The organism is Pseudomonas sichuanensis (assembly GCF_003231305.1).
Lineage (GTDB): Bacteria > Pseudomonadota > Gammaproteobacteria > Pseudomonadales > Pseudomonadaceae > Aquipseudomonas > Aquipseudomonas sichuanensis.
Genome location: NZ_QKVM01000007.1, coordinates 62,822 through 84,347, shown reverse-complemented (window position 1 = coordinate 84,347; position 21,526 = coordinate 62,822). Strand labels below are relative to the sequence as shown.

Annotated in this window: 17 protein-coding genes and 1 pseudogene; 3 read left to right on the top strand and 15 right to left on the bottom strand. The window is 63.8% G+C overall.

Annotation, left to right across the window (positions count from 1 at the left end; translation table 11 throughout):
* Window positions 1–18: 18 nt before the first annotated feature.
* The 14 genes and pseudogenes from DM373_RS05645 to DM373_RS05585 all read right to left on the bottom strand — a co-directional run bounded on the left by DM373_RS05645 (window position 19) and on the right by DM373_RS05585 (window position 15,398).
* The gene (locus DM373_RS05645) at window positions 19–801 is read right to left on the bottom strand and encodes a hypothetical protein (RefSeq protein WP_244215039.1); all 783 of its coding nucleotides are present in this window, start codon (window positions 799–801) and stop codon (window positions 19–21) included.
* Between the two features lie 179 nt (window positions 802–980).
* A complete protein-coding gene (locus DM373_RS05640) occupies window positions 981–2,399 on the bottom strand; it encodes an undecaprenyl-phosphate glucose phosphotransferase (protein ID WP_110992646.1) in 1,419 nt (472 codons plus the stop codon).
* Window positions 2,400–2,805: 406 nt separating this feature from the next.
* Entirely contained in the window at window positions 2,806–3,579 is a 774-nt protein-coding gene (locus tag DM373_RS05635) for a WecB/TagA/CpsF family glycosyltransferase (protein WP_110992645.1), read from the bottom strand.
* Window positions 3,579–4,766 (bottom strand): glycosyltransferase family 2 protein, encoded by a 1,188-nt coding sequence (locus tag DM373_RS05630; RefSeq protein WP_110992644.1) that lies wholly within the window; start codon window positions 4,764–4,766, stop codon window positions 3,579–3,581. Before DM373_RS05630 ends, DM373_RS05635 begins: the two co-directional genes overlap by 1 nt.
* Entirely contained in the window at window positions 4,763–5,965 is a 1,203-nt protein-coding gene (locus DM373_RS05625; RefSeq protein WP_110992643.1) for a glycosyltransferase, read from the bottom strand. The genes DM373_RS05630 and DM373_RS05625 overlap by 4 nt, the downstream gene beginning before the upstream one ends.
* A 62-nt stretch (window positions 5,966–6,027) precedes the next feature.
* Window positions 6,028–7,371, bottom strand: coding sequence for a glycosyltransferase family 4 protein (locus DM373_RS29490; protein ID WP_341866376.1), 1,344 nt, complete (start codon window positions 7,369–7,371; stop codon window positions 6,028–6,030).
* Window positions 7,372–8,091: 720 nt separating this feature from the next.
* A pseudogene (locus DM373_RS29485) lies at window positions 8,092–9,000 on the bottom strand (DUF535 family protein); the annotation flags it as partial.
* A gap of 7 nt (window positions 9,001–9,007) precedes the next feature.
* Window positions 9,008–9,985, bottom strand: coding sequence for a glycosyltransferase family 2 protein (locus tag DM373_RS05615; protein ID WP_110992641.1), 978 nt, complete (start codon window positions 9,983–9,985; stop codon window positions 9,008–9,010).
* Between the two features lie 37 nt (window positions 9,986–10,022).
* On the bottom strand, window positions 10,023–10,547 hold the full coding sequence (locus DM373_RS05610) for a serine O-acetyltransferase (RefSeq protein WP_110992640.1): 525 nt from the start codon (window positions 10,545–10,547) through the stop codon (window positions 10,023–10,025).
* 8 nt (window positions 10,548–10,555) lie between these two features.
* Window positions 10,556–11,512: a glycosyltransferase family 2 protein gene (locus tag DM373_RS05605; RefSeq protein WP_110992639.1), complete on the bottom strand. Its 957-nt coding sequence runs from the start codon at window positions 11,510–11,512 to the stop codon at window positions 10,556–10,558.
* The gene (locus tag DM373_RS05600) at window positions 11,505–12,122 is read right to left on the bottom strand and encodes an acyltransferase (RefSeq protein ID WP_110992638.1); all 618 of its coding nucleotides are present in this window, start codon (window positions 12,120–12,122) and stop codon (window positions 11,505–11,507) included. Before DM373_RS05600 ends, DM373_RS05605 begins: the two co-directional genes overlap by 8 nt.
* 132 nt (window positions 12,123–12,254) lie before the next feature.
* A complete protein-coding gene (locus DM373_RS05595) occupies window positions 12,255–13,721 on the bottom strand; it encodes an FAD-dependent oxidoreductase (protein WP_110992637.1) in 1,467 nt (488 codons plus the stop codon).
* The gene (locus tag DM373_RS05590; protein WP_110992636.1) at window positions 13,718–13,936 is read right to left on the bottom strand and encodes a hypothetical protein; all 219 of its coding nucleotides are present in this window, start codon (window positions 13,934–13,936) and stop codon (window positions 13,718–13,720) included. The genes DM373_RS05595 and DM373_RS05590 overlap by 4 nt, the downstream gene beginning before the upstream one ends.
* 85 nt (window positions 13,937–14,021) lie before the next feature.
* A complete protein-coding gene (locus DM373_RS05585; protein WP_110992635.1) occupies window positions 14,022–15,398 on the bottom strand; it encodes an oligosaccharide flippase family protein in 1,377 nt (458 codons plus the stop codon).
* A 95-nt stretch (window positions 15,399–15,493) separates the two neighbouring features.
* Here DM373_RS05585 and DM373_RS05580 point away from each other — a divergent pair, with 95 nt between their 5' ends.
* The 3 genes from DM373_RS05580 to galE all read left to right on the top strand — a co-directional run bounded on the left by DM373_RS05580 (window position 15,494) and on the right by galE (window position 20,683).
* On the top strand, window positions 15,494–17,020 hold the full coding sequence (locus tag DM373_RS05580; protein WP_110992634.1) for an O-antigen ligase family protein: 1,527 nt from the start codon (window positions 15,494–15,496) through the stop codon (window positions 17,018–17,020).
* A 5-nt stretch (window positions 17,021–17,025) separates the two neighbouring features.
* The gene (locus DM373_RS05575; RefSeq protein ID WP_110992633.1) at window positions 17,026–19,626 is read left to right on the top strand and encodes a glycoside hydrolase 5 family protein; all 2,601 of its coding nucleotides are present in this window, start codon (window positions 17,026–17,028) and stop codon (window positions 19,624–19,626) included.
* 94 nt (window positions 19,627–19,720) lie between these two features.
* A complete protein-coding gene (galE, locus tag DM373_RS05570; RefSeq protein ID WP_110992632.1) occupies window positions 19,721–20,683 on the top strand; it encodes a UDP-glucose 4-epimerase GalE in 963 nt (320 codons plus the stop codon).
* A 34-nt stretch (window positions 20,684–20,717) separates the two neighbouring features.
* Here the strand turns inward: galE and DM373_RS05565 are convergent, their stop codons facing one another.
* A complete protein-coding gene (locus tag DM373_RS05565) occupies window positions 20,718–21,515 on the bottom strand; it encodes a CpsD/CapB family tyrosine-protein kinase (protein WP_110992631.1) in 798 nt (265 codons plus the stop codon).
* Between the last annotated feature and the right edge of the window lie 11 nt (window positions 21,516–21,526).

Sequence of the window (21,526 nt, the reverse complement as noted above, 5' to 3'; positions counted from 1 at the left end):
GGGTTCGCCCCGGCGGTATCACCCTGCGTGCCGGACGAACTGACCGATCACGCAGTGGCAGATGGCCTCGGCCAGCTCCTGCTCGGTGGCGATCAGCAATGGTCCGCCTCGGTCGAAGCGGGCCGACCAGAGCAGGCTGCCAGCACCCACGTCCAGCAGACGCACCGCCACCCGCACACGGTTGGCTTCGGCCCGCACACTGCCCTCAAGCAGGTAGGCATGCTCATGGGTGAGTTCGCCTGGCGTCGGTGCCCCCCGTGGTAAGCGCACGCGCACCGAGGCACGCTCGAAACCATGGAACAGCAAGTCGCACAACTCCTCGCCCAACCCCCGCGCGAACGCCCCACCCAGGTTGGTCAGGCAACTGAACGGCCGCACGCACAGTACCGCCGGCCGACCATCGGCCAACGGCGCGCCCCACCGTTCGCAGCACAGCCGATAACCACCGGCAGGCACGCTCAGGCGCAACGGCTCATGAGCCCCATGCGTGGCGTAATAGTCCGCAAGCTTGCGCCGCAGGCGACCGATCTGCACCCGTACCACCGGGTCGTCGCCCGTGCAGTACACCGCAGGATCCCGGCGAAACACCGCGATGCCGATATCGTATTCGCTGGGGATGCCCTCGCCGCCCTGCTGGCTGCGCTGGGCGAGGTAACTGAGCAGGCTGCCCAGGCGCCGCGACTTGACGAACAGCGGGCTGGCCAGCAACCCTTCGACCGCCCCCTGGAGTTCATTGCCACTTTTCGACGGCTCACGGGCCATTGCTGGCACGCGAACCATGCTCGTTCGCTTGATGACCATCGACCTGCGTCTCCTTGCAGGACACCGCCGGTCCGCGCTGCGGATCGACAGTGGCTGGGTCTTTCATCCTTGAAGGGGCGACCAGGCCGATGCAGGCAGGTCGCCATCACCGGGCAAGTGTAGTGCTGCGTGCCGGGATGTGTGACCGGCCGTCGGCCCGCCGGTCAGCCCGACAGTGCTCAGTAGGCGTGTTTGCCGGTGAAGGCATTGAGCGTACGCACCAGAATCACGAAGTCGAGCCACAGCGACCAGTTGTTGATGTACTCGATATCGGAATTGACGCGCTGGACCATCTGCGCGATGTCCTTGGTTTCGCCCCTGAAGCCACGTACCTGGGCCAGGCCAGTCATGCCGGGCTTGATGTTGTGGCGGGCAAAGTAGTCGACGATGTCCTGGGAGTACTGCGTGTCGTGCTGCAGCGCATGGGGGCGCGGGCCCACCAGCGACATCTCCCCGGTCAGCACGTTGAACAGCTGGGGCAGCTCGTCCAGGCTGGTACGACGGATGAAGGCGCCCACCCGGGTCAAGCGCGGGTCGTTCTTCTGGGCCTGCTGGAGCACGCCGGCCTCGGGCTGGTGCACATGCATGCTCCTGAATTTCCAGATACGGAACGATTCGCCGGTCCAGCCCATGCGCTCCTGGCGGAAGAACACCGGCCCAGGGCTATCGAGCTTGATGACCAAGGCGACAACCAGCAGTATTGGCGAGATGAACAGCAGGATCAGCGCCGCCAGCACCCGGTCCTCGACGTTCTTGAGGAACAGGCTCATGCCGGTCAAAGGTGTCTCGGACAAGGTCAGTACCGGAATACCGGCGATTTCGCGAACGCTGTGGTTGATCAGGCGCAGCGAGAAAATATCCGGCACCCAGTTCACGGCAATGCATTTTTCCAGCAGCTTCAAGTAGATATCGTTGATCACTTCGGAGCCGCCGAGCGGCGTTACCAGGTACACCGTACGTATGGCGTGCTGCGCGACGATCTCGTCGAGCGCGCGAATATGCCCAAGCACGGGCGGCCCCTCCTGCCCCTCGGCCCGCTGCGCGGCGTCAGCTTCGTCGAACAACACACAACCCACCACCCGCTCGCCGAACCAGGGGTTGTTGCTGATTTTGCGGTAAAGGAAATCGGCCAATTCACCGTTGCCGATGATCAGCGCGTTTTCCATGCGGTAGGCATGGGCCATGAAGCGCTTCTGCACTTCGCGCACGGCGATGTGCAGGAACAGCTGGACGAAATAGCCGATGACGAACAGCTCCCCGACCAGCAGCCGCGAATACGATTCGCTCTGTTTGGTAAGGAACGCCATCACCACCAGGAAGCAGAACGTCGCCGACCAGGCCTTGAACAGCCTGAAGGCCTTGACCGTCAAGCCGACGTTGGTGCGGTAGATGGCGTAGTGGTCGTAGATGACTGCCAGCGCGCCGATCAGCAACAGCAGCATGATCACGTAGTCGGAGGTGATATAGCCAAACTGTTCGTAGATCAGGTACCAGGCGACACCTGTCACCGCAATACCGTCAAGACCCGCCTGCACAGCGTTGCTGACGTTGCTTCTGCGCTGGAGTACGGGACGACTGCTTCTGGGTTCCAAAACCATTGTCAGGCCTCATCAATGTGAGCGATCAATGTGAGCGTGGCGAACACTCTTCCATCAGGCTGAACACGATTCAAAATCAACGGTTGCAATTGCCCCGGCCACCCTGGACAGCGGCATGGCCACTGGCGATAGCGGTCTCACCCCGGCAAGCCTGCCGGGGGTTGTATTTCACTGCAGTGATTGAGGTGCCACGGATGGCGTGAACACGAGCGCGCATTATCGATCCCTGCATGCGGCAAGACCCCCTGATTCAAGCGCTCGCTTGAGCGTTGAGCCACCAAGATGGCGTTCACTCAGGGGCTGATGCGGCATTTCGCCTGTTTATTGTTTTTTCTGTATTGCGGCGACTGATATCACTGTAGCAGTACTGCGCCATCGCTGCGGCGCGCGCCGCCATTGAGACGGGTCAGGGCTCACTGCCCGGCACACTGGAACCGGCTGAACCACGCATCTTGCTGCAGGCCAGGGTGCGCAACACGAACAGCGGGTTACCCAGTACATAGCGGCCAAACAAGCGCCTGGGTTCCTTCAACAAGCGGTACAGCCACTCCATGCCCAGCCGTCGTACCCAGGCTGGGGCCCGCTCCACCCCTCCCCCCAGAAAGTCCAGGATCGCCCCGCCGCACACGATCAGGCATGGCCCGGTAACGGCCACCAGCCGGGCTGCAACCAGCTCCTGCCTGGGCATGCCCATGCCCAGCACGATCAGCTCGGGTTGCAGTTCACGGGCCAGCCGCAGATAGGTCTCCACGTCGGCGAAGCCATCGTGCACCGACACCGGCCGCACCCCGAAGCGGGCTTCGCAGTGCTGCGCGGCCTGGGCCAGGGCAGGCTCCCGGGTGCCCCACAGGGCAACCCGCCGGCCTTTGCAGGCCGCCAGCACACGGGGAATGAAATCGGTGCCGTTCATGTTCAACCCTGGCGCAAGGCCCAGACGGCGGTACAGCAGCCCCATGCCCGAACCGTCTCGCAGCAACACGTCGGCGGCCACCAGCGCCTTGTAGAATTCACCATTTCCCGCCATCAGGTTCATGGCGTGGGCATTGACGAAGCCCAGCACGGTGGGTGCTTGCGGTGCCGACAAGGTGTCGAGCAGCCGTTGCTCATCAGCCGCGTCAGCCACTACCTGCAGTTTGTCGACGACAGTGGCCCAGCGCCGTTGCCATGCACGATCCTTCATCAGCTGTCATCCCGTTTCGAACGTACCCATTCCACCTGGCGTCGCACCAGAAACCCCAGGTACAACGGGATCTTCATAGCCGCGTAACAAGGCGCATACAACAACACCGAAAAGGGCATCTGCTCGCGGCAGAAGCGCAGCCAGGCCAGTAGTACCGCGCTACCCAGCAGGACCATGGCCAGCGTGGCCAGCAATGCCGGCAACAACATGCCCAACAGCGCATACGCCAACCAGGTAATGCCCAGCAATGCCATCAATGTCAGCACCAGCAGGGCCAGCGGCGGTACCAGCAGATCCATGGCCATGGCCAGCAGACGCCCGTTGCGTCGAGTCAACGCGCTCAGCAGGAGCCGAGGGGCGTCAGCAAGCAAAACGCCGAGGTGGCCGTGTTCCCAGCGAGTGCGCTGTATTGCCAGGCCTTCGTCACTGCTCGGGAACTGGCTGTAGACCTGCGCCTGTGGGCAGAACAGCGGTGGTTTGCCGTTGCGACACAGGTCCAGCCCCATCTTCAGGTCTTCGACGAGGTGGCCGTGGGCCAGGTCGATCAGTGCAAGGTCGCGCCACTGCAACGCCATGCCCGAGCCCATCAGTTGGCAAGGCAGGCCCAACCACGCCCACCCGCGCGGGCGCACCAGGTTCTTCACCCGCCAGGCAAACTCGGCGATCTGTACCTTCAGCCCGGCACCTGCTGGCGCATGCATCAGGTAGAGGGCTTGCACGGGACGCGCAGTCTCGCTGCAGCAACGCGTCAACCGCTCGATAGCGCCCGCGTCCGCCAGGCAGTCGGCATCGATGATGATCAGCACCTGCGGTGGGTCGTCCGCCAGGTAGCGCACACCGAAATCCAGTGCGTAGCCCTTGCCCCGCAGTCGGTCATCCTGGCGTTCGACCACTTGCGCGCCCGCCTGCCGGGCAAGCGTGGCGGTGTCATCGCTGCAGTTGTCGGCCACCACCAGCAGGCGGTCACCTGCGGCCAGTTGCGGGGTGATGCTGGCGAGGGTGGCACGAATGACCGAGGCCTCGTCGTGCGCCGGCACCAGCACCGCTACCCGTGCCCGCTTGCCTGTGGCCATGGGCAGCGGCCGGGCGGGCAGGCAGCCCAGCAACACCTGGACGAACAGGACCAGTACCGGTAACAGGATCAGCAGCGCCGCGGCGCCCAACAGCCAGCTCAGTAGGATGATCATGCGGATGCCTTGAAGTAGCTGGCCAGCCGGGCCGCTTCGGTATCGATGTCATGGCGTTGCAGCACGCGCTGGTACGCCGCCTCCCCCATGCGCTGCAGCACGTGCGCAGGTTGCGCCAGGCAATCGGCCATGGCCGTGGCCAGTTCCTCCACGGCCCCCGCCGGGAACAGCCAGCCGTTCTCGCCTGGCGTTACCAGCTCGGGGATACCCGCCACATAGGTGGTCAGCACCGGGCGACGCAGGGCCATGGCCTCCATGATCACCACCGGCAAGCCCTCGGCGAAGCTTGGCAACACCAGCGCGCGGGCGGCGAGGATCTCCTCGCGTACCTGTGCGCTGCTGATCCAGCCGGTAATACGCACCTGCGCCTGCAGGCCGTGCCGGGCGATCAGGGCTTCCAGTTGCTCGCGCATTTCGCCGTCCCCAGCCAGCACCAACTCGAATTCCAGCGCCTGCGCCGCCAGCAGCCGAGCGGCCTCAAGCAACAGCAATTGGCCTTTCTGCTCGCACAACCGGCCAACACACACCAGCCGCGGCACGCTGGGCGCAGCCACGGCGGGCACATCATGGAAGCTGCGCTCCAGGCCACAGTGCACCACCTTGACCTTGTCCCAGTGCTCGTGGGCCACCCAGCGGAACAGCTGGCTACGCCCGTAGGAACTGACCGCCGCGACGAATGCGGCGCGCCGCACCTTCTCGCCCACATGCAGGAACTGCGGTTTGTCGAACTCCTCGGGGCCATGCACGGTAAAGCTGTAGGCCGGCCCGCCCAAGGCGCGGGCCAGCATCACCACCTCGGTCGAGTTGGTGCCGAAATGCGCATGCACATGCACCGCGCCCGACGCCTGCAGCCACTGCAGCACACGGCATGCCTCAGCCAGGTAGATCAAGTGGTAGGGCCATGCCCGGTCAGCTCGCCGGCCGAGGCGCAGGGCCAGCCACAGGCTTGCGAAAAAGCGCCTGGGCTGCTGGCGCAACACCTGAAGCGCCGGCTTCAGCAGCGCGTTCACGCCGCCTTGCAGTACGTACTGTGTCTTGCCCTGCTCTTGCACATCCTCGTCGTCCTGCAGTTCGGCATCCCAGCCACGCAAGGCAATGCGCTGAATCTCGAAACCCTGGCGCTCCAACGCGAGGATTTCACGGCGAATGAAACTGTGGCTGACCTTGGGGTACTGATTGATGAAATAAGCAATGCGCATAGGAATTCGAGTCCAAACCCGCGTGATGAATGAGCTGGGCCGCCCAGGCGGCATCCGGCCCCCTACTTCAGGCTTTTCATGGCTGACGGCGCAGGGTCTGCCGTTGCAATGCCCTCGATGACGTCCGCATAGATGCCCTGGAGCTCCAGAGCCTGGTCGCTGCACAGCGTGATGCTGCCCTTGAAAGCGTTGTGCAGGTGCGCAAAGCGCTCCGGGTGCTCGAGCGCATCGGCCAATGCCTGGCGCAGATACCTTGGGTCGGAGCTCAATGGGATGATGGTGCCGTTGACCCCGTCGACGATGTCCTCGACCGTGCCCCCCGCGTCGGTGCTGATCACCCAGACGTCGCGCACCAGCGCTTCGCGCACGGCAAGGCCGAAGGTCTCTTTCCACTGAGTCGGGAACAGCAACACGTCGATGCAGGAAAAGAACGCGTCGATGTCGTCCTGGGTGTAGCCGGGGATGATGCTGACGGTGCCCGGGATCTTCACGCTGTGCCGGTTGAACGAGCGAAAACCCAGGTGCAGCAGGTTGTCGACCACCTTCAATTCGTAGTCCGAGCGGGGTAGCCCGGCAAACGCCTGGGTAATCAGATTGATGCCCTTGATCGCGGTGTTGCCACCGACGAAACCGAAGCGCAGCAATGCCCCCGGCTGCTTGTGGTAGCCAGCACCGGGGGCGAGGATGCCGTTGCGGTTGATGCGAATCTTCGCCGCATCGAAACCATTGGCCACGTACAGGTCGCGGGCGAAGCGGCTTGGCGCCAGCAGCAGGCTGGCCTTGCGCAGGGTGGCGGCCAGGGCCTGCTGACGGTAGGCGTTCAGCGGCGCATCCTCGACACAGGCGGCACACACTTCGGCGCGAATACGCGTTTGCCCGCAATATTGCCCGTGGCCGTTGATCATGAACTGGCGCCCGCAGATCCACCACGCGTCATGCAAGGTCACCACGAACGGTATGCCCGCCCGCGCACAGCTTTCGGCCAGCAGTGCGCCCAGGCCCTGGATCGAATGCAGGTGCACAAGGTCCGGGGCGACGCGCTCGAGCACGGCGTCGAACAGCGGCAGGGTTGCGCGGTTTTCGAAGTCCTCAAGGGCCGAGCGCTGGTCTGGCAGGCCGATGCCAAGCACCGCAGCCTGCTGCGCCTGGTACCTGAACAGGCTGTAGGGGGCCGTGTCACTCGGCGGTAGCGATGTGAACACGAACTGCTGCCAGGGCGAAGTGGCCGCCAGCAACCGCGCCATCTGCTCGGCGACAACCGTGGCGCCACCGAAACTCCTGGGGGCGAAGAAGATGTTCGCCGACAGCACCCTGCGTGGGCGAACGCCAGATAGGGCTGGGAAGACCTGCCCCAACTGCTGGCTGCACTCGACCACCGTGACTTGCCGGGCCCCCGCCTCCTGCATCGCCGCAGCCAGTGCTGCATTCGACGCGATCGCGCACTCGCACGCCAGTAGTGCCTGTCGGTGCAGGGCCACGGCCGCCATCAGCTTACCCACGTCTGTGTCGCTCAATCCGTTCAGGTCGTTGCCCTGGCGATACGCCTGCGGGTCGAAGATCAGCTCGTCTGTATCCCAGCAAGAGGTGACCTTGAGGCGGCTGGCTTCTTCGAGCAGCCTCGACAACTGCGCACAGTAAGGCAGGCGGTGCAGGATGACTGCAGCGCAGGTTTGCAGAGCATTCAGGCAGGCTTGTGGATTGCCCCAGTCCACCATCGTGCAGGTATAGCCAAGCTCGGCCAGCATTTGCCGCAGTTGCGCAGGGCGGCCATCGAGCGCTTGTGCCGGGTCGCTCTCGCAAATCAACACGACGTGCCCGGGGAACAGCGTGCTGGCCGCCACGCCCGGGGCATCCAGGGGCAGCTCGTGACGCTGCTCGGCGGGTGGTTTCCAAAGCAGCGCCGGGCCATGGCGCAACAGCTCTCGCCACGCCTTTCTCAGGGTCGGATACAGTCCGGCCTTGCGTATATACGCCATGAAACGCTGATCCGCCCGGGGTTCGCGCAGGGCCTGACGGAACAATTGCACAATCTTTGCCAACCGCGAATGCGTGGCTGTCGGCGCACTGGCCTCCTGCAGCACAAGGGCATAGCCCAGCCGTTGCCGATGTGCCTGCAGTTTCCCCGCACTGGCCGCCAGTGCCGCTTCGAGTTGCGCGAACAACGCCTCGAGCATGGCCTGGCGCCTGCGGTACATGGCGCGTTTCTTCGGTGCGATATCCTCTGCCGCACGTTGCGCCGCCGCCAGCGGGAGGCTGAAGAAGTCTTCGCGCTCGCTGGGCACTGCGCCATGCTCCAGCCAGATAGCGTCGTAGTTGGCGGCCAGGTCCTGGGACTTTTCGGCGCCAAAGTAGGGGTGGCGATGGTGCCGGTAGGCGTCGCCCACCGCATATAGGCCGTCAGCCCCGACCGCCCTGGCCACGCATTTGAGCGCCTCGAGCAGCAGGCTGCGCGGGCGCAGCCCTTCGAAGTCCTTGGTCAGGTCGCGGTAGATGGCCAGCGAGCGTTCGCTGTCGATGCCCTTGTGGATCCCCTGCACCGCGCCGATGAACAGGCACAGGCCTGCCGCCGTGCGCTGCAGGGTGAAGGCCAGTGACGCCACGCGCAGGTCGCCCTGGAACAGGTTCAGCACCAATTCGCCTTCGCGCTTGAACCAGATCGGCCGGTCCAGCACCAGGGTGCAGTCGGCAGAAATGCCTGACAGGTCGCACAGGGTCCGCCGCTCGTCCCGGCCCAGCAGCAACAGGGTCGGGAACTGCGCCGTCACCACCTGGTAGTGCGAAGCCACGGCGTCGAGGCGTTCACGCACCGACCAGCATTTGCTGATATAGGGCCACTGCACCATGCCGATGCAATCGACACCGAGCCTGTCGAAGCCTTCCTTGCCCAGCGCAGCTTCCATGTGCCGCAGGAACGGCCGCAGGTCCGTCCACTGGGTGATGATCAGCACCAGCAATTTGCACTTGTTGTTCAACGCCCGCAATGAATAGCCGGGTTGCAAAGTGAGCACACTCTTGAGTAACGATCTGAACGCCATGGGCCTCTCACTTGTACTCGATCAACACCGTCTTGCCGGCAGTAAGCCGGTTCAACAGAAACCGCACCTGCCCGACCATCTCCGGGAATTTTCCCAGCACCAGGAACACCGCCTGCAGCCAGTTCTCGCGAACCGAGCGGCCACCACGGCGCGCCAGGCGCACGGCCTGCAGCGGGTAGGCCAGCAACAGCAGCAACCCCCAGCCCCCCAGCAATGCACACGCAGCCACGATCGCCAGCGGTATGCCCAGCCCCCAGAGCCAGGCACGACGCGACTCACGCTGCCAATGCCGCTCAGGAGGCGCGCCATGCAGGAAGGTGCCCTCGGCGAACGCGTAGCCTGCGCGCAGGCTGCGCCGCCACCACTGGCTGAAACGGGTCATGGCGGCATCGTGCAAGGTCATTTCGGCGGGCAGGCGCCAGATCTTCCAGCCGCGGCCCCGCAGGCGAATACAGAGCTCGGGCTCTTCCCCAGCGATCAGCCCCGCACGAAAACCGCCCACGGCCCTGAACGCCTCGGCACGCATCAACGCATCCCCCCCACAGGCCCGGGCCTCGCCCACCGGGGTGTCCCATTCCAGGTCACACAGCAGGTTGTAGACCGAATGCTGCGGGAAGCGCTCGCGGCGCCGACCGCACGCCACCGCGACTTCCGGCCGTGCATCGAGAAATTCGCACGCCTGCTGCAGCCAGCCGTCCATGACTTCGCAATCACCATCGACGAACTGCACGTAGCGTAGTGTCGGCAACAAAGATTGCAGGCAGGCGAAGCCTTCGTTACGGGCCCGTGCGGCGGTAAAGGGCCGGGTCATGTCCAGCGCCAGCACCTCGACGCCCAGGCCTTGGGCCAAGGCCTGGGAGCCATCGGTCGAGCCCGAGTCGACATACACCACCTGCTGTGCGCAACCGGCCAGTGACGTCAGGCAGCGCTGCAAGCGCTGGCCCTCGTTGCGGCCGATCACCACAACGCCAATCCCTGTCAGCATGGCGCCCTCCTGCCGGCGCTGGGCAGTGTTGCCTGCCTCATGAACACGGCATCGCTTCGGCGGGCTTGCGCGCCTTGACGGTCGCAGGCACCCCCACCGCCAGGCAGTCGTCCGGCACGTCCACCAGCACCACGGCGTTGGAGCCGATCACTACGTTGTTGCCAATGCGGATGTTGCCCAGCACCTTGGCGCCGGCGCCGATATCGACGTTGTTGCCGAACACCGGCGCGGTCGGTTCGCTGACATTCTTCAACCCCACCACCACGCCGTTGCGGATCCGGCAATCATCGCCGAAACGCGCATAGCCGCTGATGATGATGCCGCCGAAGTGATCGATGACGAAGTTCCGGCCGATCTGCACCTCACAGGGCAGCTCGACGCCGGTCAGTATCTGCACCCACTTGAACAGCACTTTGTAGACCAGCGACAGCGGCTTGCGCAGCAACGCCGGGCGCACCCCGTAACGCCAGCGCCCGAAGCGATAGACCAGCAACACCCAGAAGCCCTGGGCGCCCCAGTCACCGCCATGGGCCCGCAGATCGGCACGAATATTCTCGAACATGGCGTCACCTACCGTGTGGGTTGGCTTGCAAAACGGGTGTCGAACAACAGCGCCCAGGTGGCCCGGCAATGCCGCCAGCAAGCCGTGATGGCTGCCCGCCCCCGCCCTTTGAGCAAGGCCTTCAGGGCCAGCACCAGATCGCCGAGGGTCACCAGCGCCATATGCAGGGTCAACCCTGCCAGCCCATGATGCTTGCGGAAATACAGCAGTTCGCTTTCGATCTGGTAGGCCGAGATCTGGCGGCTGGCCGCCTCAAGTTCAGCGACCGACTTGGAGCTTTCGCCGCCGATGTGCACCACCGTGGTGTGGGGATAGAACACCACCTTCCAGCCGGCCTGTTTGACCCGTTTGCAGTGGTCGACTTCCTCGTAGTAAAGGAAGTAGCGCGGGTCGAACAGGCCCACCTGGTCGAGCACCTCGCGCCGCACCAGGTAGAAGCAGCCGGGCAACCAGTCGCACTCGCGCACCGAGCCGTGGTCCCAGTTCATCTCGTCGACCATCTTCAGCCCCGGGAAGAAGCGCCCGAGCCCGGTGCGTGCCACGAACACGTTCAAGGGGGTCGGGAAGTAGCGACAACTGGGTTGCAGGTCGCCGTCGCGCCCCTCCAGCCGCACGCCCAGCACCCCGCATTCCGGGTGCGCGTCCATGTACTCGAGGGTCTTGTCCAGGGTGTCCCTGGCGACGAACGCATCGGTATTGAGCAGCAACGCGTACTTGCCGTTCAGGTGCGCCAGCAGCTGGTTGTTGGCCCGGCCGAAACCGACGTTCTTCTGGTTGCTGACCAATACGGCCTCAGGGCAGACCTTGGCCAGACGCTCTACCGAATCGTCGACCGAGGCGTTGTCCACCACCAGGTAACTCGCCAGCTTGTCGCCGTCAGCCTGGCGCAGGGCGTCGAACATCGGCTGGAGCAAGCCGGCGGTATTGAAATTGACCACCATCACATCGACAGGTTTGCTAGCCATTGCTGCCATCCCCAAAGAAGTACTGACCTCGCGCAGCGGCCAGGGTCGGCTCCAATGCCGGGTCATAGGCACCCTGGCGCTGCTTGACCAGCTCTATCCAGGGGTAGGCGGCGCAGCGTTCCTCGACGCGTTGGATCAACGCCTCGGTGGTGCAGATGAATTTCGCCGGATTGCCACCGACCACGGTACCGGGTGGCACATCCTTGGTGACCACGGCCCCGGCGGCAACCACCGAGTCCGGGCCGATGGTCACGCGCGGCATCACGATTGCACCGTGGCCGATGAAACAGTTGTCACGGATGTCGATGAATCCGACCGAATCGAGTTGTTTGCCGTAACAGATCTCGATCAGCGCAACCACGCCGTCGTGGCCGATCAGCGTGCAGTCCGATAACCCGACGTTACTGCCAAGGCGCACCAGGCGTGGGTCGGTGACGTTGCACCCGGGGTTGATATGAACGTTGCTGCCCACGGAATAGAACTTGCCCCAGCGGGTCAGGTAAGCGCCCCAGTCGCGGGCATTCGGATTGCAGAACTTCTTGTAGGTCCCGCCGGCGCGCCCGGTCGAGTTGGCGTAGTTGGCCAATGCTTTGCGTATCCATCCATACATGCTGCTAGCCTCGCAAATGAAGCGATCCTGGACTGTCCCTGAGGCGAATGCGGTCTCGTTCTTGTTGATGCTGACCGCCCCGCGCTCACTCCCATACCTACCCTGCTGTTGCCCTGACACTGCGCCGGTTGCTCAGGTGAGCGCACCGCGCGCCGATTTCAACCTTTGATCGAGGTGATCCGCCAACCGCAGGGCGAACTGCAACAGCGGCATGGTCGGGTTGGAGGCGCCTCCGGTGGCGAAGATGCTGCTGCCGGCGACATAAAGATTGTCGGTGCCGAATACCTTGCAGTCGCGGTCGACCACGCCGTACTGCGCCGAGGCGGCCATCCGCGTGGTGCCCATATGGTGCGCGTGAGGCTCCAACTTCAGCGGTATCGCGGCGTCGTAGACGTACTCGTTCAGCCTGACGAAGCCAAGGCCTGTGTCGACGAACTGTTTGGCCAGCTCGCTGCCGATGCACTGGATGGTGTGGCGGTCGTATGCGCTAAGCACCCAGTTGACGTTGGCCTTGGACACGCCCAGTTCATCCTTCTCCTCGAGCAGCGAGAGCCGGCTCAGCGCGTTGGGATACTGTTCGATCATGGTGCTGAGCACCCCTTCGCCCGGGCAGCTGAAGTTGGCGATGAAGTTGACCTTGTGGGCAAGGTTCATCTCGCACAGCAGATTTTCCAGGAAGTGCTTGACCTCGGCGGTCCGGCCGAAGGTGCGCACTTCATCGAGCACCGTGGCGGAGACATTGCCCTTGCCGGCCTTGTATTCGCTGACGAAGGCATCGCTGGTGTAGTACTGGCGCGGCTCGCCAGTCTGGCCGTCCTCAAGGATGAAGGTGCCCATCTCGACGTTGAGGTGCTCCATCAGGCAGCGCCCCACCAGCCCATCCTGGGTGACCACCCCGGCCTTGCGCAGGGACGCGCTGTTGAGCAGTTGCCGGGCGTTCTCCAGGGCCCCCGTCGCCAGGATGAAGTGCCTGGCCACCAACCGCTGGCGCTGCAGGTCATAGTCGGACACCACCGCTGCAGCCAGGCGCCCTGTGGTCTGGTCGAACTCCAGGTCGACGCAGTTGCAGTTGATGAAGACATCCAGCCCGGCGGTATCGTTGAGCGCTGCGGCGTATTTCTGCGCAAAGCGCGTCGGCGGGCTGAGCAGGAACTTGTCCGGCTCGAAGTCACCGCCCTTGAGCCCAGCGTTCTCTGCCTTGAATTGTCCGCCCTGCGGCAGGTCGACGATCTCCATGGCCGCTGCCAGGTAGGGTTCCACTTCGGCATAGGCGATGGGCCAGCCGGGGAGCTCGCCTTGGGGCGGGACCGCGAAATCGGAAGGCGTGAACGGACGGCAACGGCCTGCCCAGTGATTGGATGTGCCGCCAAGGTAGCGCAGGCGTGTTTCATGGGGGTACAGCTCGAGGCCGGTCGAGGTGCACTGGTACAGTGCCTGCGAACGCGGCGAGTAGTCGTGCCCGCCTCCCTCGGCCAGTACCACTTTCCAGCCGGCCTGCGCCAGGCGCAGTGCCAGCGTGATACCCGCGGGCCCGGCACCGATGATGCAGACGTCATAATCCTCGCGCAGGGTCTTCTGCGCCTGGTAGTCGCGGATCATGCCTGCCCGTCCCTGAAATAGCTCGAAGGCAGGACCCAGCCGTTGATGACCACGAACCCGCCCGGGGCACTGCTGCCGACAGGATCAGCGGGAAGGGTGACAGGCCCTTCGGCCACCGTCTTGCCGAACGCCACAGCGCCGATACCCAGTACGGCACAGTTACGCAGGAACACCCTGCGCCCCGACAGCTGCGTAAAGAACAGAAGCTTGCCCATGATCCCCAGCCCCCACCATTGTTGTGCCAAAACCAGGTAAACCGCTGTCGCCGACGCCTGGGCACCGCGCGTTATTGCAAGGGGTTCAAAGCCAGTTGAAGAAACGCGTTGCCAACTCACCGAACAGCGCACCGACGGCGATCATCGGCAACACCATGAGCTCGCGCCTGATACTGAAGATACCGAGCTTGCGATTGACATACACAATCAGCACCAAGGTCGGGAACGTGTGCAGGGCAACCCCCCAGATTGCCCATTGCACGCCACCGATGGCCAGCAACAACGGCAACCCCAGCCACAGCGCAACGAGGCGGATGATGTTGTCCATGGCCTGGTACTTGGTCAGCCCTTGGGCGATCCAGATTTGATGCGCCAGGGTGTAGCGCAGCGTAAAGAACGACAGCGACAGAATGCTGAGCATAGTGCCTGCGGCGACATAGCGCTCGTCGTACATCCAGCCGATCAGCAGTGGGCTGGCGGTGATGAATACGCCACAGGTGAACAGCATGGCCAGGTCCACCAGCAGCCTGAAACGGTAATACAGCGCCCTGAGCCGTTCATGGTCACCGGCCCTGGCGGCCTCGCTGAACGCTGGCAGCGCCACCGTGCCGACCAGTTTCAACAAGCCGGTCTGCAGCGAACCGAGAATCAGCACGGCGATCGAATACACCCCAAGCTCCGCAGCGCTCATGCTGGCGCCGAACCACATGCGGTCGCCGTACATGGCCAGCACGCCAACGATAGAGGACAACAGGATCCAGCGGCCGAACACCACCAGTTCGTTCAGTGCGCTGCGATCCCATTGCAGGCGGTTTTTCGGGCCCTGGAACACCAGGTGGCCCAGCAGCGTGCCGGTCAGGGCGCCCGCCAGGCCGGCAATCACCAGCGACCAGATGGAACGGGTGAAGTAACCGATCACCAGCATGACGACCAACCCGACGACCTGCGATGCCAGTTCCACCAGGACCACGCGCTTCTGCTGGAAAGTGCGCACCGCCACATCTATGTTGGTTGACTGGAAACCGTAGATCACCGCCGAAACACCGGTCACCGCCAGCACCAGTGGCAGCTCGGGCGCAGCATAGGTGGAGTCTGCCGGCCACAGGTTGCCCAACTGGGCGAACCAGGCCGCCAGGGCCAGCAGCAAGGTCAGCGCGAAGAGCACGAAACCACGGACGATCTGCACGCTCCAGGCCGTATTGAGAAACAGCGGGTCGTCGCCACGGTGGCTCTGGATGATGTTCTGCCGCAGGCCCACATCGGAGAGCAAGTGAAGGAGTACCGAAACGGTGGTGGCGATGACCATCACCCCGAACATTTCCGGTAGCAGCAAACGGGCCATGATCAGGTTGCCGCCCAGGCGCATCACCTGCGACGCAATCAACGACACCAGGTTCCATGCCCCGGCCCCTAGTGCACGCTTGCGAAGACTCACCGATGCAGACACTTCAACAGACGGCATGGCTTCAATCCCTGACTGGATGTCTAAGAAGTCACTATAGTTTCAATTAGCCATGATGCTAGCCGTCCTCCACCAGCGGATAGGTGCCGTTGCCAATGCCTGAACATTTTCGTGCGCTGATCGTCATTCTGTTCCTCGCCACCGTGGTGTTCGTGCTTGCACGCGGCCCCGCCAGCGACCTGATTCCCGAGCGCGATTTCAAGCGGCGACGCAACCTGTGGTTCGCCCTGACGCTGCTGGCCTTCGTCTCGTACAGCTTCTGGGTATACGCCGGGGCTGCGGCGGTCATCATGTACCTGGCGGGACGGCGCGAGCGCAACATCATGGCGCTGTTCTTCATGCTGCTGTTCGTGATGCCCCCTGCCACGGTGCCGATACCCGGCTTCGGGGTGATCAACTACCTGTTCGACCTGAACCACGTCCGCCTGCTGACCCTGTGCGTGTTGCTGCCCGCAGCCCTGGCCTTGCGCAGGCAGGCCGACACACCTGGTTTCGGGCGTCTCTGGCCCGATCGCCTGCTGGCCGCCAGCATTGTTTTGATAGGCGCGCTGTACCTGCGCGAAACCACCCTCACCGACACCCTGCGCCAGGCGCTGTACCTGTATATCGATGTGTTCCTGCCGTACTACGTGGCCAGCCGTGCCCTGCGCCAGGTCAGCGACTTCAAGGACGCCATGCTGGCCTTCGTGCTGGCCGGCTTTGTCCTGGCGCTGATCGGCGTGGCCGAGTTCGTCCGCCATTGGCTGCTGTACAACGCCCTGCTCGAGGCCATGGGTGTGCAGTGGAGCATGGCCAGCTACCTGAGCCGCGGCGGCTCGCTGCGCGCCAGCGTCACCACCGGCCAGGCCATCGCCCTGGGCTATGTGATCAGCGTTGCGATCGGCCTGTTCCTGTTCGTCCAGGGCTATGTGCGCAGCCCCTTGCAACGTGCCATGGGCGCGCTGTTGCTGGCGGCCGGGCTGGTCGCGCCACTGTCGCGCGGCCCATGGATCGGCGCGGCGATCATCGTCGCCGTGTTCATCGCCACCGGCAAGGGCGCGGTCAAGCGCCTCAGCCTGCTGGCCGTCGCCGGCGTGCTGGCCATCCCGCTGCTGACCGTGGTGCCGGGGGGCGAGAAGGTGCTCGACATGCTGCCGTTCATCGGCAACCTGGAAAAAGAGAACATCACCTACCGCGAGCGCCTGCTCGACAACTCGTGGATCGTCATCCAGCGCAACCCGCTGTTCGGCTCGTTCGATTTTCGTAACACCCCGGAAATGCAGTCGATGATCCAGGGCGACGGCATCATCGACATCGTCAACACCTACCTCAACCTTGCGCTGAGGGTTGGCCTGGTGGGCCTGGGGCTGTTCGTGGCGTTCTTCCTCTGCGTGCTGCGGGGGGTGCGCAAGGCCATGCTGGCATTCCCGAACAAGGATGACGAACAACGCCAACTGGGGCGGGCGCTGCTGGCCACCCTGGTGGGCATCCTGGTGATCATCTTCACCGTCAGCAGCATCACGGTGATCCCCGTGGTGTACTGGTCCGTTGCCGGGTTGAGCGTGGCCTACATGCAGATGGTCCGCAGGCTTCGTGCAGCCCAGCCCGCAACCATTGCCCAACGTGGCCTCCAACCCAGGTAACGACAATGAAGTCATCTGCACTGCGCCCGTTCCTGCGGGTTTCGCTCCTTGCTGGCCTGATGATTCTGCCGTGTGCAGCACAGGCTGCGGCCTGGACCGTCAAGGTAGAGGAACAGAACGGCTTGCCGACCGTGACCCGCGGCGGAGGGCCGGCGATGGTCGCCAAGTTCGATTTCTGGGGCGCTGACTGGGACTGGACCGGTTTCTACGCCGCGCTCAAGGTCAACGCACCCTACCGCTACACCCTGTTGGGCAAGAACAAAGACCTGGACTTTGACCTCAAGGCGGACATCAGCAGGCCCGGCGAACGCACCCTGGCCTGGAACTTCGACCTGGATGCCCATAGCCGCAAGACCAAGGTGATGGGTGGCGGCATGGTCTTCCAGTTCGACCCGGCACTGGTCGCCGGGGAGATGGGCGCCCCGCAACTGTTACCCGGCAATCGCGGCTGGTCATGGGGCAATGATGCGCAGGGGCGCCGCCTGGAGATGCGCTTCGAGCCGGCGTTGGCCAAGGTGTACTTCGAACGCGGCAATCCCAGCGAAGTTCGGGCGTTCTTCTATAGCGAGGCAATCGAGCCCGGTCGCCAGCAGGTCAAGGCGCAACTGCAGGTGAGTGGCGACATCGCCATCGGCCCGACGCCCACCGAACGTTTCGGCTTGGCCGACCCTGCCAGCTGGCCCGATGACCAGCTCGACTGGCGCAAGTCACCGGTCGACCTGTCGTTTCTCAACGCGCCGGAAATACCGGCGGGCAAACGTGGCTTCGTCAAGGCTGCAGGCGAGCAGTTGCAGTTTGCCGATGGTTCCCCGGCACGCTTCTGGGGCACCAACCTGACGGCCTACGCCTTGTTCGGCACCCCGGACGAGGAGATCAAGGTGCAGGCCAAGCGCCTCTCGGCCCTGGGCTTCAACCTGGTGCGCCTGCATCATCACGACTCGCCCTGGGTCAGCCCGAACGTCTTCGGCGACATGACCACCCTGCGCGACACGCGCCGGCTCAATGCCGAGTCGCTGCGCAAGCTCGACCTGTGGATCAAGAGCCTGAAGGACGAAGGGATCTATGTGTGGCTGGACCTGCACGTGGAGCGCCCGGTCACCCCGGCAGATGACATCTATGGCTTCGATGAACTGCCCAAGACCCACGGCGCCGCAGGGCTCAAGGGCTACGCCTATGTCAACGTCACCCTGCAGCAGGCCATGAAAGCCTTCGCCGAGCAGTACCTGACCCATGTCAACCGGTATACCGGCCTGGCCTACAAGGACGACCCGGCGGTCGCCGCAGTACTGATCACCAACGAGAACGACATCACCCAGCACTTTGGCAATGCCCTGTTGAAAGACAAGAACGTGCCCAGGCACTACAAGCTGTTCGAGGACGAGGCCAAGGCCTTCGCCCAGCGCCAACACCTGAATGTCGACGAAATCCAGATGACCTGGCTGCCCGGCCCATCGAAGCTGTTCCTCAACGACCTGGAACACCGCTTCGACATCGACATGATCCAGCACCTACGCGGGCTCGGCGTAAAGGTGCCGATCGTCACCACCAGCACCTGGGGGGGCAATGGCCTGAGCGCGCTGCCGGCGCTGACCACGGGTGATGTGATCGACGCCCACAGCTATGGTGGCGGCGGGCAACTGGAGCGCAACCCGTTGACCAGCGACGGCATGCTCGACTGGCTCGCGGCGGCCCAGGTAGTCGGCAAGCCCATGACGGTTACCGAGTGGAACGCCGAGCCCTTCCCCACCCCCGACCGCCACTCACTGCCGCTGTACATCGCCGGCACCGCCAGCCACCAAGGCTGGGACGGGCTGATGCAGTACGCCTACAGCCAGCAGAAATTCATCGAAGGTTGGCGCACCGCCGACAACTGGCACGCCTACAACGACCCGGCAATGCTCGCCACCCTCCCCGCCGCTGCCCTGCTCTACCGCCGCGGGGATGTGCGCAAGGCCACCACCCGCTATGTGTTCGCGCCCACGCCCGAGACCCTCTACAACCGTGCTATCAGCCCAAACAGCTCGGCCCTGCTGCGCACGGCCTGGGAGAAAGGCCGGCTGCAGATCGCCATGCCTGCCACACCCCAGCTGCCGTGGTTGCAACCAAGCGTGATCCCGGCTGATGCGAAAGTGCTGCACGACCCAGACCAGTCGCTGTTGCTCGCCAGCGCCAGCGAGTCCACCAGTGATACCGGCGAGCTCAAGCGTAACTGGCAAACAGGGCTGTACACCATCGACACCGCCCTGAGCCAGGTCGCCACCGGCTGGCTGGGAGGCCAGTCGATCCAACTGAGCAACATCCAGGTCCAGTTGCAGACCCCCTATGCCAGCGTCGCGGTGCAAAGCCTCGATGCCAAGCCATTGAGCCAGTCGCAGGCGTTGCTGATCTCGCTGGGCACCCGCGCGGTGCCCCGCGAGGATGACAAGACACCCTTCCATGTCGAGCCCCTCGCCGGCACGCTCAGCGTCAAGGCATTGCCAGGTTTGAAACTGTTCGCGCGCAATGCCGAAGGGGAAGAAGCGCAGGTGCCTGCGACCTACGAGAATGGGCGCTACAACATCCGCTTCGATGGCCAGCACATGTCCAATTGGCTGTTCCTCAAATAGCCATCTAGAGTCTGCAAAGGCCTGTTGCGGCAGCCGGCGCGCCCGGTTGCCGTGAAGGGACGTCCGTACGGGCAGCAGCTTCCAGGAGGTTTGCATGAAGTTCTTGGTTGTCGGTGGTGCAGGCTACATCGGTTCACACATGGTCAAGCATTTGCTGGCCGAGGGGCATGAGGTGGTGGTGGCTGACCTTGCCCCCACACGGCCCAAGATCAAATGGGTGGAACTCGACATTGCCGATGCACCTGCACTGGATGCCCTGTTCGCCGAATACAGCTTCGATGCGGTGTTCCATTTCGCCTCGTTCATCCAGGTGGGCGAGTCGGTCACAGAGCCTGGCAGGTACTATCAGAACAATGTGGCGGCGACCCTGGTGCTGTTGCAGGCCATGGTTCGCGCCGGGGTAAGGCGGCTGATCTTCTCTTCCACCGCCGCCGTTTATGGCGACCCGCAGTATGTCCCGATCGACGAGCAACACCCCAAGGCACCGATCAACCCCTATGGCTGCAGCAAATGGATGGTTGAACAGGTTCTCCAGGACTTCGACCGCGCCTATGGGTTGCGCTCGGTGTGCCTGCGTTACTTCAATGCCGCCGGGGCGGACCCCGAGGGTGAATGCGGCGAGCGCCACGAGCCGGAAACCCACCTGATCCCACTAATCCTGCAAGCGGCCTCGGGGCGTCGCCCCGCCATCACCGTGTTCGGCCGCGACTACGACACCCCGGACGGCACCTGCATTCGCGACTATATCCACGTGGCCGACCTGGCCTCGGCCCATGCGCTGGCAGTGGATTATCTGATAGCCGGTGGCGCCAGCACCGCGTTCAACCTGGGCAACGGCCTCGGCTTCTCCGTGCAGCATGTGATCGACACCGTGCGCGATGTGACGGGGCGTGAGGTCCGCGTCGAAGACGCGCCACGCCGCGCCGGCGACCCGCCGCGGCTGGTGGCCGATGCCGGCAAGGCCAGGCAGCTGCTCGGCTGGCAACCGGTCTATGGCTCGCTTGAGGCAATCGTGCGTCACGCCTGGAACTGGGAAAAAAAATACCCCTGGGATTGACCCCAGGGGTACGCCTCACAGCTCACAACTGTGCTCAGTAATAGTCGCGGGTCTCGGGCTCGGCCTTGTTCAACACGGCGCCGATCATGTTGGCGGTGGCCAGGTGATACAGGCAGTCTTCGATATCCTTCTTGCTGTTCACGCCATTGGCGACCACCAGCAGCACACAGTCGATCTTGGGCAGCACGGTGATCGCGTCATCCGAGCTGAGCAAAGGCGGCAGATCGAAGATGCAGATACGCGATTCGTAGCGATCGCGCAGATCGTTGATCAGGTTGCCCACCTTGGCCGAAGACAACATCTCGGTGGACATCGGGATCGGTTCTCGAGTCGGCAGCACCACGAAACGTGGCAACGTCGGGTTGACCAGCACCTCCTCAAGCCCCGCCTTGTCGGCCAGCAGGTCATTGAGCGCCCGGTCCATCGGCAGGCCAAGGGTACTGCCGACCCGTGGCCGGCGCAGGTCGAAATCGACCAGCAGTGCGGTCTTGTTGGTGTGGTGGGCAATGCTCATGGCCAGGTTGATCGCCAGCACCGTCTTGCCCGCTGCGGGCGTCGGCGAGGTGATCGCCAGGGTGCGCCAGCCGTTCTCTTCCATGGTCTGCAGCACCTGGGTGCGCAGCAGATCGAACGCCCAGTTCATGTTCGAGTTCTTGTTGTAGGCCACGATCCGGTGGCGCTCAAGGTGCTCCGCGCGCAGCGGCACCACCTTGGTTTGCACATAGTCGAACGGGCCAAGCACGTCGGTTCGCTGAACCAGCGGTGCCGGCAGTTTTTCGGTAGGTGGAACCTGATGAAGGCCTTTGCCGATTGCTGGCGTATTCCTGTCCATTGCTGCGCTCC

Excerpts from the sequence above, each read along its gene's own strand:
- DM373_RS05645 (WP_244215039.1), bottom strand. The coding sequence starts at position 801 with ATGGTCATCAAGCGAACGAGCATGGTTCGCGTGCCAGCAATGGCCCGT.
- DM373_RS05640 (WP_110992646.1), bottom strand. The coding sequence starts at position 2,399 with ATGGTTTTGGAACCCAGAAGCAGTCGTCCCGTACTCCAGCGCAGAAGC.
- DM373_RS05635 (WP_110992645.1), bottom strand. The coding sequence starts at position 3,579 with ATGAAGGATCGTGCATGGCAACGGCGCTGGGCCACTGTCGTCGACAAA.
- DM373_RS05630 (WP_110992644.1), bottom strand. The coding sequence starts at position 4,766 with ATGATCATCCTACTGAGCTGGCTGTTGGGCGCCGCGGCGCTGCTGATC.
- DM373_RS05625 (WP_110992643.1), bottom strand. The coding sequence starts at position 5,965 with ATGCGCATTGCTTATTTCATCAATCAGTACCCCAAGGTCAGCCACAGT.
- DM373_RS29490 (WP_341866376.1), bottom strand. The coding sequence starts at position 7,371 with ATGCAGGAGGCGGGGGCCCGGCAAGTCACGGTGGTCGAGTGCAGCCAG.
- DM373_RS05615 (WP_110992641.1), bottom strand. The coding sequence starts at position 9,985 with ATGCTGACAGGGATTGGCGTTGTGGTGATCGGCCGCAACGAGGGCCAG.
- DM373_RS05610 (WP_110992640.1), bottom strand. The coding sequence starts at position 10,547 with ATGTTCGAGAATATTCGTGCCGATCTGCGGGCCCATGGCGGTGACTGG.
- DM373_RS05605 (WP_110992639.1), bottom strand. The coding sequence starts at position 11,512 with ATGGCTAGCAAACCTGTCGATGTGATGGTGGTCAATTTCAATACCGCC.
- DM373_RS05600 (WP_110992638.1), bottom strand. The coding sequence starts at position 12,122 with ATGTATGGATGGATACGCAAAGCATTGGCCAACTACGCCAACTCGACC.
- DM373_RS05595 (WP_110992637.1), bottom strand. The coding sequence starts at position 13,721 with ATGATCCGCGACTACCAGGCGCAGAAGACCCTGCGCGAGGATTATGAC.
- DM373_RS05590 (WP_110992636.1), bottom strand. The coding sequence starts at position 13,936 with ATGGGCAAGCTTCTGTTCTTTACGCAGCTGTCGGGGCGCAGGGTGTTC.
- DM373_RS05585 (WP_110992635.1), bottom strand. The coding sequence starts at position 15,398 with ATGCCGTCTGTTGAAGTGTCTGCATCGGTGAGTCTTCGCAAGCGTGCA.
- DM373_RS05580 (WP_110992634.1), top strand. The coding sequence starts at position 15,494 with ATGCCTGAACATTTTCGTGCGCTGATCGTCATTCTGTTCCTCGCCACC.
- DM373_RS05575 (WP_110992633.1), top strand. The coding sequence starts at position 17,026 with ATGAAGTCATCTGCACTGCGCCCGTTCCTGCGGGTTTCGCTCCTTGCT.
- galE (WP_110992632.1), top strand. The coding sequence starts at position 19,721 with ATGAAGTTCTTGGTTGTCGGTGGTGCAGGCTACATCGGTTCACACATG.
- DM373_RS05565 (WP_110992631.1), bottom strand. The coding sequence starts at position 21,515 with ATGGACAGGAATACGCCAGCAATCGGCAAAGGCCTTCATCAGGTTCCA.